22 protein-coding genes and 1 pseudogene are annotated in these 22,373 nt (G+C 66.9%); 13 read left to right on the top strand and 10 right to left on the bottom strand.

Annotation, left to right across the window (positions count from 1 at the left end; translation table 11 throughout):
- Positions 1-34: 34 nt before the first annotated feature.
- Positions 35-1,351: a bifunctional GNAT family N-acetyltransferase/ATP-binding protein gene (locus VUN84_17230; GenBank protein ID XAS63998.1), complete on the bottom strand. Its 1,317-nt coding sequence runs from the start codon at positions 1,349-1,351 to the stop codon at positions 35-37.
- 165 nt (positions 1,352-1,516) lie between these two features.
- Here VUN84_17230 and VUN84_17225 point away from each other — a divergent pair, with 165 nt between their 5' ends.
- Both VUN84_17225 and VUN84_17220 read left to right on the top strand, forming a co-directional pair.
- Positions 1,517-1,852: a metalloregulator ArsR/SmtB family transcription factor gene (locus VUN84_17225; protein XAS63997.1), complete on the top strand. Its 336-nt coding sequence runs from the start codon at positions 1,517-1,519 to the stop codon at positions 1,850-1,852.
- A complete protein-coding gene (locus VUN84_17220; GenBank protein XAS63996.1) occupies positions 1,849-2,982 on the top strand; it encodes a cation diffusion facilitator family transporter in 1,134 nt (377 codons plus the stop codon). The genes VUN84_17225 and VUN84_17220 overlap by 4 nt, the downstream gene beginning before the upstream one ends.
- Here the strand turns inward: VUN84_17220 and VUN84_17215 are convergent.
- Positions 2,979-3,935: an L-lactate dehydrogenase gene (locus VUN84_17215; GenBank protein XAS63995.1), complete on the bottom strand. Its 957-nt coding sequence runs from the start codon at positions 3,933-3,935 to the stop codon at positions 2,979-2,981. The genes VUN84_17220 and VUN84_17215 overlap by 4 nt on opposite strands.
- A 28-nt stretch (positions 3,936-3,963) precedes the next feature.
- Positions 3,964-4,581, bottom strand: coding sequence for a uracil-DNA glycosylase (locus VUN84_17210; protein ID XAS63994.1), 618 nt, complete (start codon positions 4,579-4,581; stop codon positions 3,964-3,966).
- A gap of 319 nt (positions 4,582-4,900) precedes the next feature.
- Here VUN84_17210 and VUN84_17205 point away from each other — a divergent pair, with 319 nt between their 5' ends.
- Positions 4,901-5,410, top strand: coding sequence for a hypothetical protein (locus VUN84_17205; protein ID XAS63993.1), 510 nt, complete (start codon positions 4,901-4,903; stop codon positions 5,408-5,410).
- Between the two features lie 9 nt (positions 5,411-5,419).
- Here VUN84_17205 and VUN84_17200 read toward each other — a convergent pair whose 3' ends face one another.
- A complete protein-coding gene (locus VUN84_17200) occupies positions 5,420-6,907 on the bottom strand; it encodes an amidohydrolase family protein (protein ID XAS63992.1) in 1,488 nt (495 codons plus the stop codon).
- Between the two features lie 402 nt (positions 6,908-7,309).
- Between VUN84_17200 and VUN84_17195 the strand changes: the two genes are divergently transcribed.
- The 9 genes from VUN84_17195 to VUN84_17155 all read left to right on the top strand — a co-directional run bounded on the left by VUN84_17195 (position 7,310) and on the right by VUN84_17155 (position 14,780).
- Positions 7,310-7,612, top strand: a complete 303-nt coding sequence (locus VUN84_17195) for a hypothetical protein (GenBank protein XAS63991.1) — start codon at positions 7,310-7,312, stop codon at positions 7,610-7,612.
- Positions 7,609-8,664, top strand: a complete 1,056-nt coding sequence (locus VUN84_17190) for a zinc-dependent alcohol dehydrogenase family protein (protein XAS63990.1) — start codon at positions 7,609-7,611, stop codon at positions 8,662-8,664. The genes VUN84_17195 and VUN84_17190 overlap by 4 nt, the downstream gene beginning before the upstream one ends.
- Positions 8,661-9,005 (top strand): flavodoxin, encoded by a 345-nt coding sequence (locus tag VUN84_17185; protein XAS63989.1) that lies wholly within the window; start codon positions 8,661-8,663, stop codon positions 9,003-9,005. Before VUN84_17190 ends, VUN84_17185 begins: the two co-directional genes overlap by 4 nt.
- A 37-nt stretch (positions 9,006-9,042) precedes the next feature.
- The gene (locus VUN84_17180) at positions 9,043-10,683 is read left to right on the top strand and encodes a DUF4389 domain-containing protein (protein ID XAS63988.1); all 1,641 of its coding nucleotides are present in this window, start codon (positions 9,043-9,045) and stop codon (positions 10,681-10,683) included.
- A 140-nt stretch (positions 10,684-10,823) separates the two neighbouring features.
- A complete protein-coding gene (locus VUN84_17175; protein XAS63987.1) occupies positions 10,824-11,660 on the top strand; it encodes a DUF4397 domain-containing protein in 837 nt (278 codons plus the stop codon).
- Between the two features lie 425 nt (positions 11,661-12,085).
- Entirely contained in the window at positions 12,086-12,505 is a 420-nt protein-coding gene (locus VUN84_17170; protein XAS63986.1) for a class F sortase, read from the top strand.
- Positions 12,505-13,131, top strand: coding sequence for a sigma-70 family RNA polymerase sigma factor (locus VUN84_17165; protein XAS65892.1), 627 nt, complete (start codon positions 12,505-12,507; stop codon positions 13,129-13,131). The genes VUN84_17170 and VUN84_17165 overlap by 1 nt, the downstream gene beginning before the upstream one ends.
- Entirely contained in the window at positions 13,118-13,918 is an 801-nt protein-coding gene (locus tag VUN84_17160) for an anti-sigma factor (protein ID XAS63985.1), read from the top strand. Before VUN84_17165 ends, VUN84_17160 begins: the two co-directional genes overlap by 14 nt.
- Positions 13,919-14,000: 82 nt before the next feature.
- Entirely contained in the window at positions 14,001-14,780 is a 780-nt protein-coding gene (locus VUN84_17155) for an SDR family oxidoreductase (GenBank protein ID XAS63984.1), read from the top strand.
- Between the two features lie 23 nt (positions 14,781-14,803).
- On the opposite strand, the gene VUN84_17150 is transcribed toward VUN84_17155, so the two are convergent.
- From VUN84_17150 to VUN84_17135, 4 genes and pseudogenes are all read right to left on the bottom strand, one after another.
- Positions 14,804-15,934, bottom strand: a complete 1,131-nt coding sequence (locus VUN84_17150; GenBank protein ID XAS63983.1) for a sulfite oxidase — start codon at positions 15,932-15,934, stop codon at positions 14,804-14,806.
- Positions 15,935-16,046: 112 nt separating this feature from the next.
- Positions 16,047-16,900 (bottom strand): annotated as a pseudogene (locus tag VUN84_17145) (SDR family oxidoreductase).
- Between the two features lie 4 nt (positions 16,901-16,904).
- The gene (locus tag VUN84_17140; GenBank protein XAS63982.1) at positions 16,905-17,909 is read right to left on the bottom strand and encodes an aldo/keto reductase family protein; all 1,005 of its coding nucleotides are present in this window, start codon (positions 17,907-17,909) and stop codon (positions 16,905-16,907) included.
- Between the two features lie 40 nt (positions 17,910-17,949).
- Entirely contained in the window at positions 17,950-18,657 is a 708-nt protein-coding gene (locus tag VUN84_17135) for a hypothetical protein (protein ID XAS63981.1), read from the bottom strand.
- 221 nt (positions 18,658-18,878) lie between these two features.
- Between VUN84_17135 and VUN84_17130 the strand changes: the two genes are divergently transcribed.
- A complete protein-coding gene (locus VUN84_17130) occupies positions 18,879-19,310 on the top strand; it encodes a YchJ family protein (protein ID XAS63980.1) in 432 nt (143 codons plus the stop codon).
- On the opposite strand, the gene VUN84_17125 is transcribed toward VUN84_17130, so the two are convergent.
- The gene (locus VUN84_17125) at positions 19,307-20,161 is read right to left on the bottom strand and encodes a YrzE family protein (protein XAS63979.1); all 855 of its coding nucleotides are present in this window, start codon (positions 20,159-20,161) and stop codon (positions 19,307-19,309) included. The genes VUN84_17130 and VUN84_17125 overlap by 4 nt on opposite strands.
- 163 nt (positions 20,162-20,324) lie before the next feature.
- On the bottom strand, positions 20,325-22,337 hold the full coding sequence (locus tag VUN84_17120) for an acyl-CoA dehydrogenase family protein (GenBank protein ID XAS63978.1): 2,013 nt from the start codon (positions 22,335-22,337) through the stop codon (positions 20,325-20,327).
- Positions 22,338-22,373 lie beyond the last annotated feature (36 nt).

Here is a 22,373-nt window from a genome sequence, read left to right as displayed (position 1 = left end):
ATCGGCCGTAGCTGACCTCTCGCTGACCTGGGGGCTACACCCGTCCCAGGGCGTCGATGTCCTCGAGGAACTGCTGGTGGACTTCCTCGCTGACCGTGGTTCGGGTGTCCGCGACCGCGTCGAGGTAGTCCTGCGTTGCAGGGCCTTTCCGGATGGCCTCGCGGACGGAGGCGTTGCCCCCGGAGGCCAGCCCGCCCTCGTCGTAAACAGCCTTTTCCAACGCACGCTGGGACGCGCTCCGGGCCGCGTATTCGATATCAGCCGGGGAGAAGCCCTCTGTGCGGTCCACCAGCAGCTCCACGTCGACATCGTCCACCACCGTGGCAGGGATGAAACGCTGCCACATGGCCTCCCGCGCCAGCCGGTCCGGCAGGCCGATCGGAATGACGTAGTCGAAGCGGCCGTGACGCAGAAACGCGGTGTCCAGCGCGCGGATGAAGTTGGTGGCGCAGACCAGGAGCCGGCCGGGCTGTTCGCGGAAGGCAGGGATGATCTTGAGGAGTTCGTTGGTGACGCCCTGCAACGGCGACGGCGGTTCCCCGGACCGTTGTGACGCGATCTCCTCGACCTCATCGATGAAAACGACCGCGTGTTCCAGTTCCGCGATTTCCAGGAACGTCTCGCGCAGCGCACCGGCTAGGCCCTTGGGATCGGCGGCCAGACGCGACGGAAAGACCTCCACGAAGGGCCACTCAAGGCGGGAGGCGATCGCTTTTGCGAAGGTGGTCTTGCCCGTACCCGGCGGCCCGAAGAGGACGACGGCGCGCGGCGGCACCACCCCGTATTCATCGGCAAGGTCCGCCTCTGCCAATGGCAGGACCAGCCGGCGTTCCAGCAGTTCCTTCTCATGCCGCATCCCGGCGACGTTTTCCCAGAGGTCCCGGGCCAAAATGCGGCCGCCGAGCTGGCCGAGAGGCTCCAGTTCCTGGCGCTGCACCGGAATCTTCCGTTCGAAGTAGCGCAGGTTCTTCTTAAGCACGAAGCCGCGGCCCAGGAACGCCTCCACCCGGGTCTCGGACTCGGGCATGAGCGCGGAGAGCTTGTTCAGACCGTGCGGTGCCATCCGGTTCTCGACGGCCGCCAGCAACGATGTGCCGATTCCGCGCCCGCGGTATTCGGGGAGCGTGGCCAGGAAGACAATCCAGCCCTGGTCGTGGGCCGCCCGTCCAACGGCTGCTCCCACCACCTGGTCGCCCTGCACCGCCACGACGGCATGGTCTTTCTCGCAGGAGGCCAGCACCTCGGAGAGCGCGTAAACCGGCTCCACGCTGGTGGCTTTGAGTGACTCCCAGTGGTGCAGGATGCCGTCCAGATCGGCGGAATGGAAGTCCCTGATTCGCCAGTTGGTCATAAGGTTTCTCCCGGGTGGTTCGTCGCTGAGCCAGTGTGAGTCTGTCTCCTGAGCATATGCGAACTGCCTCCACGGGAGGTTGCGGGGACGTTTCGTTACGGCGCCCCCTTGGGGCGACGGCCCTCGGACGTTGTCCGGTCCGGACAACTATGACAGTATCTGCATATGAATGCAGATATGCGGGTTGAGGTTGACAGTCCCCATGTGGAGCTGGCCGTTGAGGTGTTTGCCATGCTCGCCGATGCCACGCGGGTCCGGCTGATTCTTGTCCTGGGCGCCGGCGAGCTGCCGGTCAACGTCCTCGCTGAGCGCGTCGGGAAGCCGGCGCCAGCCGTTTCCCAGCATCTGGCCAAAATGCGGCTGGGCGGCATGGTCGCCACCCGCCAGGAGGGCACCAAAGTCTATTACCGGCTGCAGAATGACCACGCCCGTCAACTGGTGATGGATGCAGTCCACCAGGCGGAGCACGCGCTCGGCACGGCCCCGCGGCATGGCGCATGAACCGCCCGTCGGACGCTGTGGACAAGCACAGCAGCAGCGAGAACAACCACCACAACGACGGCCACGGCCACAACCATGGCCACAACCATGGCCACGGCCACGGCCACGGCCACGCGCACGACAACGGCACTGACCACGGTCACGGACACGGCCATGGACCGCACGGCCATACGCACGCCAGGGGTCTTAAAGGCTGGCTTGCGTCGATCTTCGTCCCGCACTCCCACGATGCCGCGGACTCCATCGACGAAGCGCTGGAATCCAGCTCGCAGGGAATCCGCGCAGTCAAGGTATCCCTGATCGGGCTGGGGACCACCTCACTCTTCCAGCTCGTGATCGTGCTCATCAGCGGCTCGGTGGCGCTGCTGGCGGACACCGTTCACAACTTCTCCGACGCTTTGACCGCCGTTCCACTCTGGATCGCCTTTCTGCTGGGCCGCCGCAAGGCAACGCGGACCTACACCTATGGCTTCGGCCGCGCTGAGGACCTGGCGGGCCTGTTCATCGTCGCCATGATCGCGCTGTCCGCGGTGGTGGCCGCCGTCGAATCCATCCGCCGATTTTTTGAACCCCAGCCTGTGCACAACCTGGGCTGGGTTCTCGCCGCCGGACTCGTGGGCTTCGCCGGCAACGAACTCGTCGCGATCTACCGGATCCGTGTCGGACGGCGGATCGGTTCCGCGGCTCTGGTCGCCGACGGTGTCCACGCCCGGACGGACGGCTTCACCTCGCTGGCCGTTGTCGCCGGCGTTATTGGCGTCTGGCTAGGCTTCCCGCTCGCGGATCCGCTAGTAGGCCTGCTGATCTCCGCCGCCATTGTGGTCCTCCTGTGGGGCACCGTGCGCGACGTCGGGCGGCGGCTGATGGATGGCGTCGACCCTGACCTGACCGAGCAGGTCGAGGCTGTCATCGCAGCGCACTCACCCCGCGGCGGAAGTGCCCGGCTGCGTTGGTCCGGCCACCGGCTGCACGTCGAAGTCATGCTGCCGGTCGAGCGGTACGGCCACTTGGCGGACCTCGCCGCCGTGACGTCCACCGTGGAACGCGCTCTCCGCGACATCCTGCCGCACCTCGGCTCCGTGGCAGTGGTGGCGGACTTCGCGCCGGCCGGACCTGTCCTGACCCCCTAGAGTCCGAGTGTGGCCAGGGTCTGCTGCAGCGTCTCGGCGGAATGGTGCAGCGAGGCGAGTTCGCCGTCGTCCATGGGGGTGTCCAAAACCGACCGGACACCGCCGCGCCCCACGACACTAGGCAGGGACAGCGCCACTCCGGTGATCCCGTACTGGCCGGCCAGCACGGTGGACACGGGCAGGACGGCGTTCTCAGCGCGCAGCACGGCCTCGACGATGCGCGCGCCGGATAGCCCGATCGCATAGTTCGTGGCACCCTTCCCGGCGATCACCTTGTAGGCAGCCTGCGTCACGTCATGGGCGGTCCCGGCCAGGTATTCGGAGGTGAAGACGCGTTCGCCGTCGACCTCCCAGTTGCGGATCGGGACCGGGCCGATCGTGGCGCCGGACCAGATGGGGAACTCGGTATCGCCATGCTCGCCCACCATGCTGGCGTGGACGCTGGTAACCGAGACGCCGGCCTTGTGCGCCAGGAGCCAGCGCAGCCGGGACGTGTCCAGCACCGTCCCGGACGAGAAGATGCGCGCTGACGGCAGGCCGGAGATCCTCTGGGCCGCGACCGTCAACACGTCGCAGGGGTTGGTCACCAGAACGTAGACGGCGTTCGGCGAATGCGCGAGGAGTTGGGGCATGAGCTGTTCGAGGATGCGGACGTTGGTGCCGGCCAGGTCCAGCCGGGTCTGGCCCGGCGCCTGCTTCGCCCCGGCCGTGATGACGACGACGTCGGCCCCCTCCGTCGCGGCGATGTCCCCGCCGCCGGTGACGCTTGCCGCCGCGGCGGCGAACTGGGTGCCGTGGGCGAGGTCCAAGACCTCGGCCTCAGCTTTGGTGGCGTTGACATCAAAGAGCGCGACGCGGCTGGCTGAGCCGCGGATCAGCGCAGCGTACGCGAGGGAGGTGCCGACGCTTCCCGCGCCGACGATGGCAAGTTTGGACCCGGGATTCTGGGACACGGGTCTCACCTTTCCGGTCAGGGGGCGCTTAGAGGTGCTGGATGCCTGCCCGCTGCATGGCGTCCCTGTACACCTCGACGTTCTTGCTGAGGAGTTCTTCCTGTTTGGCTGCTGAGACAGCGAATGCGCGTCCGCCGAGGGCCGTGGCCTTGTAAATCTTGACGCCGCGGTTCTTGAGCGAAGAGTGGTAGGTCTTCTCAAAGAGGGTCAGGAACGCGTGGGCGTCGGCGCCGTGGGCGATCACCGCGGAGACCCGCTTATTGATCTTCAGAAACTGGCGGAAGGGCCGCAGGCCGTCCGTTTTCTCCTGGACGTTCAACGCGGACGGAAGCTCGGGATCGCGGACCCAGGGGTAGGCGTTCCACGGCATGACGTAGCGGGGATCGAGTTCGACCGCCTCGTAGATGGACGTGGCGCGCCGGGCGGTCTCGTCGTCGTTGAAATGGGAAACGAAGCCGGACTCCGTACCCTTGCCCGGGGCAATGTGGAGGCTGACGATCCGGCACTCGTCCTCGTCATGGACGGGATCGATGTAGGGGACGACAGACCCCGGCTTCTTTTCCATCAGTTCGTCGCAAAGCTGCGTTACAGCGGCAATGTTCGGTTCCTGCAGCAAGGTCTTCTTTTCGTCCCAGTCAATCGTCACGATCTCTCCCTCAGCGCTCGGCGTCCAGAATCAGGCGTCCTGTTCCACTGTACGCTTTTGAGCGCTGGGGCGTTTCTCGGACCGCGGGAGAGGCCACGGACCTCTGGTCACGGAGCGCGGGCAGGCGTAGGCTTAAAACGCCTGCAGGTAGCCATCTGATGTAGCCGGGTCGTTCAGGACATGAAAATGTCCGAGCCATCTCATAGCGAGATCGCGAAGGTACCTGCAGGCCTTTGCATGTCATTGGTGGCCGGTAAGCGGGGCCTGCCTCCTCGTCCCTGAGCTTTACAGGACCGCAGCGCCCCGACCCAAGGAACCCATGCCGATCAACAGACAGTCACTCAAGCAGGACGGGTTTACCGGTTTCCGGCCGCTTGGGGACCTGGACATCAACCGGATTCCGCAAAAGCCGGGAATCTTCGCGGTGCTCCAGCCCGAAGGCCTGCGGCCGCAGTTCCTTGCCACGAGTACGGCCGGCATCTTCAAAAAGAAGGATCCCACAGCGGCGGCCGAAGCGCTGGTGGTCGAGTGGGTTGACGGCGCAGACGTTCTCTACATCGGCAAAGCCGGCCCCGGCAGCAAAGGCAACCGCGGCCTGCGGCGGCAGATTCAGGAATTTGTCGACTTCGGAAGAGGCAAACCGCCCGGCCACTGGGACGGCCGGCTGATCTGGCAGCTCGCGGCGGCCGGGTCCTTGATCCTGGCGTGGAAAGAGCTGCCCGTAGAGCAGCTCAACGAGGCCGAGGCAGGGTGCCACACGGCGTTCGTCGATCAATACGGCCGCCTGCCGTTCGCCAACCTGGTCCGGGCGCGGGTCAAGGGCGGCTAGCACGGCCGGTTATGGCCCGCCGTGCGTGAACCGCCCCGCCACCAGCGTCGCGGCCACCGGCATCGCGGCGAAGGCAGCATCGGATACCCCCAGCGGGTCGCCGTCGAGGACCGCAAGATCTGCCGCAGCCCCGACCCTGATGCTGCCCTGTCCGCGGGTGGATGCGGCCAGGGCCTCCTGCCGGGAAAGTGCCTGTTCCGGATGCCAGGGCTCTCTCCCGTCCAGCCCGGCACGGGTGGTGGCCGCCGACATGGCGGTCCACGGCTCCAGCGGCGCCACCGGCGCATCCGAACCGAGCGCCAGCTTCGCTCCGGCCGCGAGCAGCGACCGCAGCGGGAAGGCCCTGTCCGTCCGCCCCGCCCAGTTCGAATCGGCAGTGTCACGGTCATCCAGGGCATGGGCTGGCTGGACGCTCGCCGTCAGGCCCAGCTCGCCGAACCGGGCGAAGTCCGCAGCGCGGACAAACTGGGCATGCTCAATCCGCCCGGCGATCCCGGCGGCCGCAAAAGCGTTAAGTGCCACCTCGTTGGCGCCGTCGCCGATCGCATGCACGGCCGGGACAAACCCGGAGTCCCCGGCCCGAACCAACAGGTCCAGCAGTTCCGCTTCGCTTACCGTCAGCAGTCCGCGTCCGCCGTGCGGATACGGATCCACGCAGTAGGCCGTGCGGGTGTTCAGGGAGCCGTCGATCAGCACCTTGAGCGGACCCGTCCGCAGCAGCCCCGCCCCGCCGTCGAACTCCTGCCCGGTGCGCATGCCGTCGCCGACGGCCCGCGCCAGGTCCTGCGGATAGACGCCGGCGTCCACCCGGAACGAATCGAACCCGCCAGCCACCCGGCGCAGCCAGACGTCACGGTTCCAGGTCATCTCGAAGTCGACAATCCCGACGACGCCACGCGCTGCCGCCACCTTAGCGGCGTTCTGTACCCATGCGTCCACCACGGCCTCCGGCAGCTTGGCCAGCTCACGCGTCAGTGCAAAGGCTGGCTCCTCCCGCAGCAGCCCGGATGCGTCCACCGCCACGCCGTAGCGGGACGCTGCCGCACTGTTAAGCCAGACGCAGTGCAGGTCATGGCTCAGCAGCGCCGTCGGCACACCCCCGGTGACGCCGTCGAGCAGTTCCAGGCTGGGGACATCCGCCCACACAGCGTCCCGGAAGCCGACGCCCACCGCCGTCCGGCCACCGTGGTTCCGGCCGGACAGATAAGAGCGCACGACGCCGGCTGCCCCGTACGCCGAAACGGCGCCGGAAAGGTCGATCCGGTTGGCGGCGAGGGCCCACTGGGTCATGTGGACATGCTCATCCCACAGTCCCGGAATGACGTACCGGCCGTCCAGGCTGACCACGCCGGATCCGGAGCTGCCGACAGTCCCCGCGGGAACGATCCGTGACACCACGCCCTTGGCCACGTGAATGTCGTACAGCGCCGTCCCGCCGGGGATCCGCACCGAGGCAAGCACGAGCTCGTTCACTGCATCATCAGGAGTCTCAGGCATATGAGACAGGCTAAGTGCCGCAGCGCGGTGCACCTAGCCGGACCTGCCCCTGCGCCGGGAACCGGGCGGCGGGCGGGGAAGGGACTTTCGCCCCTTATCCCCGGACGGCGCATCAACCATGCTGGATTTGGGGCGGGTCCTGCACGGCCTTTGGGGAAGGGACCGCTCGCTTTCAGATATACGGTCTCGCTCGAACCTTGGGGAAGGAAAAGGCATTCCGCTCCTTACCGCGCCTGCGGGACCGGGGCGGGAGACCGCAGCCACCATGACAGTCTTCAGTGTTATTTGCAGCGTTGAGTCCGCCCGCAGTTTGCGCGGGAGCTCTGATGCCCCGTGACCCCCAGACAACACGGCAACCGGTCCAGTTCCTACTACGCACACCCCTCTCACGGGGATCCCCGCATGAGGGTCCTCATCCGCATTGACGCCGTAGAGAAGTCGGCACGCGTCAACGTTCGGGGCGTGGTGACACCCGCAAACATCAGGGCTCTCCATGTGGTTTGCCGCCGGGTGGCAGCAAAACTCCCCGGCTACGAAATCGTGGTTGACCTGGCTCACGCCCGCGTCACGGCCGAGGCCATGGACGACCTCCACGAGCACGCCCGCCGGTCAGTCGTGTCATCCGGCATCGACGAGTCGGTAACACCGTGCCAATTGCGCATCGTGGATCCGCCGGAAATCCTCAGAATCAAGGAGAACGCATGAAAGCCCTCGTCTACGGCGGTCCCGGAGAGAAATCCTGGACAGACGTCCCCGATCCCACGATCCAGAATCCGAGCGACGTGATTGTCAAGGTGGACACCACCACCATCTGCGGCACCGACCTCCACATCCTTAAGGGAGACGTTCCTGCCGTGACCAAAGGCCGAATCCTCGGCCATGAGGGCGTTGGGACCATCACCGAAATCGGCTCCTCGGTCACCAGCCTGAAGGTGGGCGACCGGGTCATCATCTCCTGCATAAAGTCCTGCGGCCACTGCGCCAACTGCAAAACCGGGCTGTACTCGCACTGCATGGGCGAGGAAGGAGCATCAGGCATCGGCTGGGTTTTCGGCCACCTGATTGACGGCACCCAGGCCGAGTACGTCCGCGTGCCTTACGCCGAAAACTCCCTTCACCTGCTTCCGGAGGGTGTCACCGATGAACAGGCCGTCATGCTGTCCGACATCCTTCCCACCGGATTCGAAATCGGGGTGCAATACGGCCGCGTCAAGCCGGGCGACACGGTCGCAGTCGTCGGGGCGGGTCCGGTGGGTCTCGCCGCCATCGCCACGGCTGGCCTCTACGGAGCCGCCACCATCATCGCTGTGGACCTTGACCCGAACCGGCTGGAGAAATCCCGCGAGTTCGGTGCCACCGACGTCGTTCTCTCAGGCGATGCCGACTGGAAGGAACAGGTGCTCGCGCTGACAGACGGGCAGGGGGTGGATGTCGCGATCGAAGCTGTCGGCATCCCCGCAACCTTCAGCATGTGCACGGACATCGTGCGTCCCGGCGGCAACGTCGCCAACGTCGGCGTGCACGGCAAATCCGTGGAACTGCACGTGGAAAACCTCTGGATCCAGAACATCAACATCAGCATGGGCCTGGTCAATGCCAACACCACCCCGATGCTGCTCAAGCTCGTCGCCCAGAAAAAGGTGCCGGCGGAAAAATTTGCCACCCACCACTTCACCTTTGAGAACTTCCTGGAGGCGTACGACACGTTTTCCCGGGCGGCCGAAACAAAGGCGCTGAAGGTAGTGATCACGGCGTGAAGGCCCTCGTTGTCTACGACTCCGCGTACGGCAACCTTCTCGTGGTCGGCAGCCCCATCAATGGATGGCGTCCGACGCCGAAGATCACCGCGTTGCTCTCTGACTTGGGAAACGGGTCCCTCCGGGGGGTGAAGGCCGCGGCGTTCGACACCCGTGTCCGGATGTTCATCCACGGCGACGCCGCCAGGAAAATAGCTCACGCACTGAAGGCCGGCGGGGCAGACCTCATCGCTGCCCCCATGCCCTTCTACGTCCGGGGCAGCGAGGGTCCCCTTCGCGACGGTGAAATTGGGAAAGCCGAAAGCTGGGCACAAAAGCTTCTCGCCTCGGTCGCGAGCTGAATCACGCTGGGCTAAGTCATCGGAAAGGACGGCGGCCATGCGCGCAGGCCGGATAGTCATGCTGGTACTGGGCACGATCAGCGCCCTCCTCGGACTGGCACTGCTCGCCGGCGCCGGCGCAGCGGGTTTCGCCAACTACCTGCAGCGCGACGGCGGGTACTTCACCACCCCGGCGGAACGCTACGTCACGAACTCCTACGCCCTCACCTCGCCCCGCTTGGACATCATGACCGAGAACGGCGTGCCGGACACCGTTCCGGTGGGTGTCGTGGGAAGTCTCATGCTGAGCGGCTCCGCGGATGCCGGCAAGGAAATCTTCATTGGAGTGGGCCCGCAGAGCGACGTCGCTGCCTATCTTGACGGCGTCAGTCATTCGGAGATCACCGCCGTGCGCTTCAACCCTTTCCGGGCGCTGTACCGGGATGTGGCCGGAGCCCAGATTCCGGCCAGGCCGGCTGACCAAAGCTTCTGGGCCGCGTCCGCCACGGGTGCGGGAGAACAGCAGCTGAAATGGGACCTGCGGTCCGGCAACTGGGCCGTGGTGATCATGAATGCCGACGGCAGTGCCCCCGTGAACGTGGACATGAAAGCCGGAGCACGCTCGGATCTGCTGTGGCCTGTCTTCGTCGGGCTGCTGACCGGCGGGATCGTGTTGCTGCTCCTTGGCGTTCCCTTGATTGTGCTCGGCGCCATCGGGCTGGGCCGCGACAGCAACGGACCGCCCCGGCCCGGCCAACGGCAGCCCCAGCCTGGAGACCCGCAAGCCGTGCCAGGCCATCCCGGGCCCCAGCCCGGGTACCCGCAAGCCCAGCCCGGAGCCCCGGCCCGGCCGGGCTACCCGCAGCCCCTGCCTGCGGCAGCAGTCCCGCAGCTTTACCCGGCCGGAGCCGGCCCGGGCGCAGTATCGGGCATTCCCCATACTGCCGGCGTCGTCTATCCGGCCCGGCTCAGCGGTTATCTGGATCCCAACCTGTCGCGCTGGTTGTGGCTGGTTAAGTGGCTCCTGGCCATCCCACACTTCATCGTCCTGTTTTTCCTGTGGTTTGCCTTCGTGGTTGTCGCGATCGTGGCGTGGTTTGCGATTCTCTTCACCGGCCGGTACCCGCGCTCCTTGTTCAACTTCAACGTCGGCGTCCTCCGCTGGAGTTGGCGCGTATCGTTTTACTCCTACGGGGCTCTTGGCACGGACATGTATCCGCCGTTCACCCTGGCACGCACGGATTATCCGGCAGACTTCGACGTCGAGTACCCCGAGAAACTCTCCCGCGGCCTGGTGCTGGTGAAATCCTGGCTTCTGGCCATACCGCACCTGCTGATCATCTCGCTGTTGACCGGCACCACCCAGGCCTGGGTTTACCGCGACGGCCAGTGGGTACAGGGAGGGGCGGGTTTCTCGTTGTTCGGGCTCCTGGTCTTGATCGCCGGATTAATCCTGCTGTTCACCGGCGTCTATACAAGGGGCCTTTTCGACTTCCTGATGGGGCTGAACCGCTGGATCTATCGCGTGATGACCTACGTTTCCCTGATGCGCGATGAATACCCGCCATTCCATCTGGACGTGGGTCCGCAGGATCCGGGTGACACCGCCGGACTTGCCGCCACCGTTCCCCCGGCCGGACCGGCTTCCGCCGTCAGCCCGGCACCGCCACCCGGACCGGACGCTGCGCCGCGCACCTAGAACCCGCCGCGGTCATCCGGGGCCTACCAACGTCGCGCACTAAAATTTCTGCATGCATGTGCATCCAAATGCCCCACCCTGCCGGTAGTAGGGGTGTAAGCAAAAATCGCCCGCTGGCCGGGCCGTTGAAGGAGATGTACATGCGTACCAGCCTTTTCACCGCAGGAGCCGTCGCGATCGCGGCAGCTCTTACCCTCGCCGGTCCTGCCCAGGCGGCCGAATCCGACGCCCAGCTTTCCGTTCTCCACGGCGTGCCGGGATTGACTGTTGACGTGTATGTCAACGGCGAGCGCACCCTGGACGACTTCGCCCCGGGCACCCTTGCCGGTCCGCTGGCCCTCCCGGCGGGCGAGTACGACCTGGCCATCACCGCCGCCAATGCGGCGGACGCATCAGCGCCGGTAATCGGCCCCGTCAAGGTCACTCTTGCCGCCAACGGTAACTACACGGCCGTGGCCAACCTCGACGCCGAGGGCAAACCGACGGCCAACTTCTTTACCAACGACGTGTCGCAGATCGATGCCGGCAAGGGCAAGCTCACGGTCCGCCACACGGCAGCGGCACCGGCCGTGGACATTCTTGCCGGGGGGTCGCCGGTGATTTCCGGCCTTGCCAACCCCAAGGAGGAAACGCTGACGCTGGATCCCGGCACCTTGTCCGTTGCCGTGGCCGCAGCCGGCACGACGGCCCCGGTGATTGGACCGGCAGATGTGACAGTCACAGAAGGCACCCACACGGTGGTGTACGCCTGGGGCAGCCTTGCGGACAAGAACCTGCAATTGGCGGTACAAACCATTGACGGTCTGCACTCTGCACCGGGAGGCGTTCCCGGAGCACGCGCAGGCGTTTCTGACGCCGGGACCGCCTCAGCCGGTCAGACGGCCACGACGGTCGGTGTCGGCGCCGCGGCGCTCCTGTTGCTCGCCGGCGGGATCGCTGTTGCCCGCAGGCAGCCGGCCTTCCGCCGCAACAGCTAGCACCCCGCAACCGGTTTCCGGCCGCCCGGCTCCCCCGCCGGGCGGCCGGCCGCTGCTCCTCCCCGGAAAGGACGGACATGAAACCCACCGCGACGGCGGAAGCCGTCCTCCGGCCGCCGGCTCGTGACCGGAGGACGGCAGCACGACGGCGCTTCCATGCACACATAGCAGCTGCTGCCGTTGGCACGGTGCTGCTGCTCGGTGGCTGCGCTGCGCCGGGGACCGTTCCGCCGCCGCCCGTGGCCGCGGAGGGGAGTGAATTGCGGGCGGCCGGCCCGGGCGCCAGTCGCCCGGCCGCAGCTGGACCACAGGCCCTGCCCGCGGCGCCTCCCACACCTGCAGCCGTTCCCAAACCCGCTGTCCCGGTCCGGCCGGCAAGCCCGCTGAGCCGGCCGGCCCCGGACCCGGCCCCGAGTTTCCTCAGCGTGGACGGGACCACCATCAACATGCCCGTCGTGGAAGTGGGTGTGAGCCCGGACGGGGCCATGGAGATCCCGGAACCCTTCGATGAGGCCGGGTGGTATCGCTTCGGGCCGGCGCCCGGAGCCGCCACCGGGACCGCCGTCCTGGCGGCGCACGTCGACACGACCTCGGAGAATGCGCCTTTCTCCCAACTCAAGACAGTCGCCCCTGGCACCCTCGTCCAGGTGCAGCGGGAGGGAGCCCCAGCCTTGACTTTCCGGGTGACCGGGGTGGAACTCATGGCCAAGGACGCGTTTGACGGTGCGTCCATCTTTCGGCGCGACGGACCACCCCAGCTCAAGCTCGTGACCTGCGGCGGCCGATGGCTGGACGAACAACAGGACTACGGCGACAATGTGATTGTCACGGCGGTACCGGCTTGATGCGGGACGCTGCGCTTGTCGTCGCCATCAGCAGCGGAAAGGAGCCAAGCTTGGCACCTTTCGAGAGCTCTTCCGCGTGGGATGCGGGGCTGAACGACGCGTTTGCTGCCGGCGACGAGACCGTGCTGGTCGAGGCGTACCGTCAGTTTTCTCCCATGGTGCATGCTTTGGCGCTCCGCTCACTGCGCAACGACGCTGCTGCTGACGACGTCACCCAGGACGTCTTTATTCGGGTGTGGCGCTCGCGGTCGGCGTTCGACCCGACGAAGGCGAGGCTCCCGGCCTGGATCGTGGGCATCACCAGGAATGTCATTACCGACGCCCAGGCAGCCTCGACGAGGGAAACCCGGAAGGTGCTGGCCGCCGTCGAGCTCTCACCGGTGCCCGACGAAGGCGCCGGGCACGCGGCCGCGGAGCTGCTGGCCGACCGGCTGCTGCTGGACGGTGAGTTGGAAAGGCTGGGGGAGCCGCAGGGATCCATCCTCAAGCTCGCCTTTTACGAGGACCTGACGCATTCGCAGATCTCACAGAAACTGGACCTGCCGCTTGGTACGGTCAAAAGCCACATCCGCCGCAGTTTGTCCCAGCTAAGAAGCCGATTGGAGGTAGAACGTGCAACATCTTGATCCGGAGTCCCTGAGCCTGCTGGCCCTCGGGGAAGAGCTCGGAGATGACGCCACACACCACCTCCGTTCGTGCGCCACATGCGCCGGGGACTACGCGGGACTTCGCCGCGCTGTCGTGGCGGTGCGGCCCGGCCCGGATTCCGCGGCGCTGGAAGCGCCGGGGCCGCAGGTGTGGGCTGGAATCCATGGTGCCCTGGGGCTGTCCAGCGCCGTGGCCGCCGATCCACTGGGAACCCCGACGTCGGGAGCCGGGCCGTTGCCACCGTCACCGGACGTCCCTGCCCCACCGTCCGGTGCCGCCGCGCCGCTCCGTCTCCCGGGCCGCGGCGGGGTGCGGGAGGTCGACGGCGGCCGTGGCTGGCTCCGCCGCCCCGGGGTATGGCTGGCGGCGGCTGCCGCCACAGCGCTGCTGGCCGCCGGCGTCTTCTGGTCCGTGCAACAGAACCAACCGGCCCTGACCCCGCTGGCCCAGGCGCTACTCGCGCCCGTGGACCAGCATTCTGCCACCGGCTCGGCCCGGGTGGTTGAGTCCAGGGACGGTCAGCGCACCCTGGAGATCCACGTCGACAAGAACGAGGCCCGAGGATACCAGGAGGTTTGGCTGATCGCGCCGGACCTGTCACGGCTCGTGAGCCTGGGAGTGATGACCTCGGACTCCGGCATTTTTTCGGTGCCGGCGGGCTTGAACCTGGGTGAGTACCCGATCGTGGACGTATCCGATGAACCGGTTGACGGCGATCCCGCGCACTCGAGCGTGAGTATCGTCCGCGGAACTCTCGCTTCCTGATCGTGCCCGCCCCTCTTGCCAGCAGTGTCCGGCGAGAACATAGTGGAGGGAATTTACCACTCCAGCCGGGAGGCAGGCGATCATGCGGAACAACGAGGTGCCGGGAGGCGGTTTGCTGCAGGGCAAGACCGCATTGGTTTACGGCGCGGGAGGTTCCATTGGGGGCGCCGTGGCCCGGGCTTTCGCGGCAGAGGGCGCCGTTGTGCACCTCGCCGGACGCACGGAGCCTGCGTTGGAAAAAGTGGCGAGGGACATCCTGGAAGCCGGCGGACAGGCGGACACCGCCGTCGTGGATGCCCTGGACGAGGAACAGGTGGACGCTTTCGTGGGCCGTGCGGCCCGGAAAAGCAAGCGGATAGACATCTCCTTCAACGCCATTTCCTTCGGCGACGTCCAGCAGCCGCTGATGGAGATCGACGTCAATGACTTCGTTCAGCCAGTCACCCTGGCCAGCCGCACCCATTTCCTCACCACCCGGGCGGCGGCCACCCACATGATCAAGCAACGCTCCGGGGTGGTGCTGATGTTCGGCGGCTCCGGACCCCGGACGCTGCCCGGTCTCGGGGGCTTCAAAGTGGCCTTGGACGCGATGGAAGGGCTGCGCCGGCAATGGGCGCTGGAACTCGGCAGACATGGAATCCGCGTGGTGACCATGGTCTCCGGCGGGATTGTTGAGACGATTCCCTGGCAGGCAGAGGGCCGGGAAGAGATCGTCGAGGAGATCACCAGGTCCGCGCACCTGAACCGCACCGCAACGCTGGCCGACGTCGGCAACGTGGCCTGCTTCGCCGCCTCGGACAAGGCCGGTGCCATCACCGACGCCACGGTTAACATTTCTGCCGGCGCGATCGTTGACTATTAGCGGCGGCAGGGGCGGCCGGGCCGCTACTGGACCGTGACCTTGATCCGTTGGACGGCGTTGTTGCCCATGCCCTGATAGTTCCAGACCTGTTCCAGCGGCTGGGTGGCACCACTGGCGTCCGTGGCGCGGCAGGCCAGTTCGTGCTCGCCGGAATCAGCTATCCAGGGCAGGGACCAGGCGCACCACGCGAAGGGGGCGGCCGGGCGTTCGAGCTGTGCCGGGGTCCATGTGCCGTCGATGCCCACCTCGACGCGCTGGACCGCACCTCCGCCTGACCACGCCTTCCCGGCCAGCATCACCGGGCCGGGAGGCAGCACCCGGTGCCGCGTAAAGAAGTCCGGGATGCCCGGCGGGATCATGAGCGAGCGCACTTTCATCCAGGTGACGGGGACACCGGCGTCGTCCGCGTTTTGCTGGTAACGGTAGGCGACCGCCTGCTGGAAACCCTCAAACGGTGCAGTCAGGACCTTGATCGTGGAGAGCCACTTGACGCTGGCCATGCCGTACCAGCCGGGCACCACCAGTCGCACCGGGTAGCCGTGCTGCGGGGACAGGTCGGTTCCGTTCATCCGGTAGGCCAGCACGATGTCAGGCCGCAGCGCCTCGGCGATCGGCAGGCTCCGGGCGAACTGCTGCCGCACCCCGCCCTGGATCCCCGTGTCCGCACCGGTGAACAGGACTTCCACGGCGCCGTCCTGCACCCCGGCCTGGGTCAACAGGTAAGCGAGTGGAACTCCGGTCCAGACGGCGGTGCCCACGGCTTCGAGGAGCCAGGGCTGGCTCAGCGGCCGGGGCCGTAACAGCGAGCGGCCGTTGCCGGCGCATTCGAGGGTCACAGGGACACTGACCCGCGGCGCCCGGCGGAGTGCTTTGAGGTTCAACTCCAGGGACCGCTGCACGGCCCCGCTGATCTGCAGGTGCCAGCGCTCGGCCTCGAGGAACGGGATATCGAAGTGCGTGAGCGCGTAATGCAGGCCCGGCGGCGTCAGGTCTTCCCGCAGCGCCTCCAACGGCAGCGAATGATTCCGCGCCGCGAGCTGGAGTTCCTCGCCTGTCAGCGGTCCGTAGCTGGGTTCGCCGGCGTGTTCCCCGGGTTTCCGGCCGGAGCGCGCGGTTTTCAGAATGGACGAGTGGGGGGAAAGCTGCTTTGGCATGGCACTGCGATTCTGGTCCGGACCAGCCCGGTTTTGGACCGGTGTCACCTGTAGTCAGGTCTACGCCGCACCCCGGAAGCCGTCAATACCGGGCCGGCCCGGCAACCGCCCGCTAAATCTTGTGCGAATCGTCCAGCAACTGCGCCAGGCTGAGCGGCTCGCGGCCGGTGAGTTCGTGGACCGCCGGCGTCGGCCCGGCCAGTTCCCCGGCGGCGATCGCCGTGTAGGTGCTCACCCAGGCGTCCACCTGCCACCGAGCAACCCCAAACGGGGCCCTAGAGGCGTAGGCCTCCTCCAGGGTCTCGTTCTGGAATGTGATGGTGCGGCCGGTCCTGGCGGTGAGGAGGTCCGCGGCCGTGGCCAGGGAGATATCCGCAGGACCGGTGAGGCTGTAGGTGCGGCCAACGTGCAGGGCGGGGTCCCGGAGTACGGCCACGGCGGACCGGGCAATGTCCGCCCGGGCCACAGCCGCCATGGCGCCCTGCCCGGCGGGTCCGCGGATGACGCCGTCGTCCCCGGCCAGCAGTGGCAGGAAGTCCAGGTAGAAGTTGTCCCGGAGGAAGGTGAACTCCATCCCGGAGGCCCTGATGTGCTCCTCTGTGGCGAAATGGTCCCGGCCCAGGGTGAAGGTGCAGTCGGGGGCGGCGCCGAAGAACGAGGTGTAAACAATGTGCTGCACCCCGGCTGCTGCCGCCGCGTCCACGAAGGTGCGGTGCTGTTGCAGCCGGTCCTCAGCCTCCGCGGCGGACACCATGAACAGCGTCTGCACCCCCTTGAGGGCTGATTCGGCTAGTATCCGGTCAGCGTAGGTGAAGATGCCGGGCACGGCTCCGTGCAGTTCCGGTGCCCGGCCGGGGTCACGCACGAGCAGCCGTTGCCGGCTGCCGGCGTCGGCCAGCCCGCGCGCCACCAGGCCCCCAGATGCCCGGTGGACCCGGTGACGGCGAGCGTGGGCGCGCCGGCCACGGGCCTAGGCCTCCCGGGAGGCGGGAGACTTGGTCTGTGCCGGGTCGCGTTCGGCCAGGGCGCCGATTGCGGCGTCGATTTTGTCCATGATCCCGGCGTCCAGCTTGACGCCGGCTGCCGCGACGTTCTTTTCGATCTGCTCAGGCCGGGAGGCGCCCATAATGGCGGAGGCAACATTCTTGTTCTGCAGGACCCAGGCGATGCTCAGCTGGGCCATGGTCAGCCCGGCCTCGTCCGCGATTGGCTTGAGCTGCTGCACACCGGTGAGGACTTCGTCGGACATCCAGCGCTCGATCATCTTGGATCCGCCCTTGGCGTCCGTGGCGCGGCTGCCCTCCGGGGCCGGTTTGCCGGGGTGGTATTTCCCGCTCAGCACACCCTGCGCCATGGGGGACCAGACGATCTGCGACAGGCCGAGCTCCTCTGACGTTGGCACAACCTCGGCCTCGATGACCCGCCACAGCATGGAGTACTGCGGCTGGTTGGAAATCAGCTGGAAGCCAAGGTCCTTCGCGAGGGCGTGGCCGTCGCGGATCTGGTTGGCGGTCCATTCGCTGACGCCGATGTAGAGGGCCTTGCCCTGCCGCACGATGTCCGCGAAGGCCTGCATGGTCTCTTCCAGCGGGGTTTCGTAGTCATAGCGGTGGGCCTGGTACAGGTCCACGTAGTCGGTCTGCAGCCGGGTCAGCGACCCGTTGATGGCCTCCATGATGTGCTTGCGGGACAACCCGAGATCGTTGTGGCCCTTGGGGCCGGTGGGGCCGAAGACCTTGGTGAAGATCTCCACCGATTCGCGCCGCTCCTCCCGGAGGGCCTCACCCAGCACGGTCTCCGCCGCCGTATTGGCGTACACGTCGGCGGTGTCGAAGGTGCTGATGCCGGCGTCCAGCGCAGCCCGGACGCACTGGGTGGCGACCTGGTTCTCCACCTGCGACCCGTGGGTGAGCCAGTTGCCGAAGGTGATTTCCGATATTTTGAAGCCGCTGTTCCCGAGGTATCTGAATTCCATGGGTTTCACCGTAGCCGACTTGGCTGCCGGGGGTAAGACCTCAGCCGGCTTTGCGTTCCTGGGCCTGGGCCGCGGACTTGGGCCGGTGGTTGGCCTGCTGGCCTGCGGTTTCGGCCGCGGGCGCACCCTGGGATTTTAGGGGCAGCGGCAACCGGCCGGGGCGGGATACCAGCGAGCCCGTGTCCAGCAGGGAGTTCACAGCGGGCACCGGCGCCTTCTTGAAGGCGGCCGGCCTGGTGCCGGGCCGGCCGTTCGGGTCGGTGGCCGATGCCACCAGCGGTGCGACGGCGGTGAGGTCGCGCGCCGGCGCGGCGGGGTCCGGCAGTTCGCGCACAGAGACCCTGACCGTGGGCGCTGCTTCCGCCTTGGCGCGGGCGGCGGCACGGCGGTCAGCCCGCGCAACGGCGGCGGCCCAGCCGGGCGAAAGGGTGGCTTCGTTCTTGGCGGCCTTCGCAGGCTTCGCCGGCTTGGCCGGTGGGGCAGCCTTCGGCGCTTCGGCCGGCGGGCGATTCGAGATGGTGCCGGCAAACCGGACTGTGGTGTTCCGTTGCGAGGTTCCGGCGGTCTTGCGGCCAGTCCTGAACAGCGCGCGCCCCAGGCCCATGACGGTCACGGCGCACAGCCGGCCGAGGCCCGCGATCACCAAGGTGGCCACGAAGACCAGAAACAGGCCGAAGAACATGACGAGCGCCACTGCCAAGGTGCCAAGGAAGGTCAGGTTCAGGGCGATGGTTGTCGGATCTCCCATTTCACCTCTCCTAACTGGCCTTCAAAGCGACGCGCCCGCCGGCACGGCGGGGTCACGGCACCCCTAACCATACGGACTTTTTCCCCCGGAGACGCAGGTATCTGGCTTCCCGGCCAAGTCGTGTCGAAGCTGTTACACCGGCTGCCCTGCGGGGCCGCTGGACGGTGGCTTATAGTCGGTAGCAAGCCCTGCCGGTGCCCCCGGCCTCCGGAGAGGACCCTGTGACACCCCCAGCAGCCAGCAGCCCGGGTGCCCTCGGGCCCGTCCCGGTCCCGTTCCTTGGCAACTGCCCCTGCCTTAGGGGTGAACAGTACGCCGAGTGCTGTGGCCGGTACCACAGCGGTGGAGCGCACGCTGCAACAGCCGAGGAGCTGATGCGCTCCCGGTACAGCGCCTTCGTGGTGCTCGACGCCGGCTACCTCTTGCGGACCTGGCATCCGGACTCACGGCCGGGCGTGGTGGACTTGGAGCCCGGTACCACGTGGCGTCGGCTGGATATCGTCTCCACCTTAGGCGGCGGACCATTTGATACAGAGGGGACCGTCGAGTTCAGGGCCCATTACCGGCACGGCGGCGAACGCGGCGTCCACCACGAGACGAGCCGCTTCCTGCGGGTTGACCGCCGCTGGTATTACCTTGATGGTGTCTCTTAGCGTTCCCGCGCCCGGTCCACCGGGGTGAACCCGGCGCGGTCCACCTTGCGGTGGAAGTGCATGCCGGCCGTTCCGCCGAGGACGGCGCCGACAAGGGCCACCGCAGCCACCACCACCGCGGCAATGACACTGGTGGTGGTCAATGCACCCTCGTTGACCGGAATGCGCGGGAAGCTGTTGAGCTGCGCCAGGACGTTGTACTTCTGGCCGGCCACCACGCCGAGAATGGCGACGATCACCGCGACGATGAGCGCCCAGACCCACACCATGAAGCCTTGTTTGGTGCCGTTGAAGCGCGCCATCCGGCCCGCGACGTAGCCGCCGCAGTAATAGGACACGAAGAGGATAACCAGCAGCACGATAATGCCGACGAGCCCCACCGTCTCATTGCCGGAGGTGACGGCCGCATTGACGTCCGTATTCGTGGCAAGCCCGACGGCCGTGCCGGCGGCCGCGACCAGCGCGGTCAGCAACACGGCCATGCCGGTGGCCGCGAGCCAGCCGAAGAATGCGGAGCCAACTTTGATGCCGCCGAACTGCTCCTTCTCGCGGGCCACGACGCTTTCGCGGGTAGGGACCTCGGGGGCGGTCTCATAAGCCGGCTGGTCCTGGCGCACCGGCTCTTCGTGGCGCACGGCGGTCACCGGCCCGGTGCGGACCACATCCTGAGCGCGGGTGGGTGCGGTGGTCCCGGCTCCGGTGGGGATGACACGGGTTTCGGTGGTGCGGGTGTCCTCGCGGCGGTCTGCCTCTTGGCGGGCGTCGTGGACCCGGGCGTCCTGGCTGGCGCCTGCTTCCTCGTTCCGGACGCGTCGAGGATCGCGATCTTCGGGGCCTACTGGGCTGCTCATGAGGACTGCTCACTTTCACTGAAATTGCGGGTCCGTTGTTGGGCCCGTTGCCGCAAGGCGCGGGCCGGCGTTCGAATCGTGTCCAGCTAAGCACGGGCGGTACAAGGTAGCAAGGATGCTTACTATTTCCCTCCGCCGGGTTGTCTGGCGCCGACGCTCCCGCTCAACGGTATTTCCGGTGCAGATTCGGCTTGACCGACGCGCGCGGGCCGGCGTCGGCTATCCACGGACCGGTGCCCTCGGACTGATCCAGCACGCCAGCCTCCAGCCATTCATGGTTCCCGGCCAGGACATGTCGGGAGACAACCAGGTCGCTGTCGTCGGTGTTCCTCCAGAGCTGATCAAAATACTCATCAACCCGCACCCGGGCCTGTTCGCAAAACGCCTCGGCGAGTTCGTAGGCGGAAGCCCCTTTCTCCGGGGTGGTCCGCAACAGCATTTCCGCCCGGGAACAGGACGCGGCCATGGCAAACAGCTCGGCACCGATATCCACGATCCGGCCCAGGAACGCCTGCTTGTGCTCAAGCTTCGCCTGCCACCGACCCATGCCATAGAACGTCTGCCGCGCCAGCCGCCGGGAGGACCGCTCCACGAAGCGCAACTGTTTCGCGAGCCGGCCAAATTCGGTGTAGGACCGCGGGTCCATGCCGGCCCCGGCCACCAGCTTGGGCAGCCATTTTGCGTAGAAACCGGACGCTCCGACCGCGGCCCTGGCCTTCTCGGACAGGCTGGCGTCCGCGGAGGCGAGGTCCCCGGCCGCTGCAAGGTGCGCATCCACGGCCTCGCGGGCGATCAGCAGTTTCATGATCTCCGAGGATCCCTCGAAAATGCGGTTGATGCGCAGGTCACGGAACTGCTGCTCAGCCGGCACGGCGCGCTCACCCCGTGCCTGAAGCGAGTCCGCCGTCTCAAAGCCGCGGCCGCCGCGGATCTGGACCAATTCATCGGCGATCCGGCAGCTGATCTCGGTGGACCACAGCTTGGCCAGAGCGGCCTCGATCCGGACGTCCTTTTGGCCGGCATCGGCCATCTCGGCGGTCAACTCGAAGACCGCGTCGAGTGCGAAAGAGCTGGCCGCAATGAAAGCGATCTTCTTGCCCACGGCTTCATGTTCGCCCACCGGGCGGCCCCACTGGGTGCGGGCATTGGACCACTCACGGGCGATCTTCAGGCTCCACCGCCCCGAGGCGACGCAGAGTGCAGGAAGCGCGAGCCGGCCGGTGTTAAGCGTGCTGAGGGCAATCTTCAGGCCCTGGCCCTCGCGGCCCAGGCGGTTGGCGGCGGGCACCCGGACCTGGTGGAACCGGGTGACACCGTTCTCGATGCCGCGCAGGCCCATGAACGCATTGCGGTTTTCCACCGTGATGCCGGGGGAGTCCATCTCGACGACGAAGGCGCTGATTCCGCCCTTGTGCACGGTGCCGTCATCGCCTGTGTGGGAGGGAACCACCGCCATGACCACCACGAGTTCGGCGATCACGCCGTTGGTGGTCCAGAGCTTAACACCGTCCAAGAGGTAGGACTTCCCGTCTTCGGAGGGGACGGCGGTGCTGCCCATCCGGGCAGGGTCCGAGCCGACGTCGGGCTCTGTCAGCAGGAACGCGGTAATGGCCCCGGCCGCGCAGCGCGGCAGGTATTCGTGTTTCTGTTCCGGGGTGCCGAACACTTTGACCGGCTCCGGTACGCCAATGGACTGGTGTGCCGAGAGCAAGGCGCCGAGGCTGGGGTGGACCGAGCCCAGCAGGCCCAGTGCGCGTCCGTAGTACACGAGCGAGAGGCCGAGGCCGCCGTAATTCCGGGGAATCTTCATGCCGAAAACACCCAGCTCGGCGAGGCCCTTGAGGTATTCGTCCGGAATTTGTGCGTCCCGCTCAATAGTGCGCCCGGACATCGTTCGGCAGTATTCGGTGAGGCGGGCCATAAAATCCTCCCCGCGTTCGACGTCGTCTGCGGGGGCTTCCGGCCAGGGGTGGATCAGGCTGAGGTCAAAGGAGCCAAGGTAGAGGCCCTTGGCAAAACTGGGCCGGTCCCAGCTGGTGTCCCGGGCAGCCTCGGTGATGGCCCGTGCATCGGCCGCGGTGGCGTCCGGGCCGATCGCCTCGGTCGGGATGGGGACATCCGCGGCAGGGCTGTCGGCTGCAGTGCCAGTGGCTGGGTTCTCAACGGCGGAGCTCATCGGGCATCTCCTCTAACCGGGGTTACCGGCTCGAGC

It is taken from the genome of Micrococcaceae bacterium Sec5.8 (genome assembly GCA_039636775.1).
GTDB lineage: Bacteria > Actinomycetota > Actinomycetes > Actinomycetales > Micrococcaceae > Arthrobacter.
The sequence above is the reverse complement of the archived record's forward strand: the minus strand, read 5'-3'. Positions and strand labels throughout refer to the sequence as shown.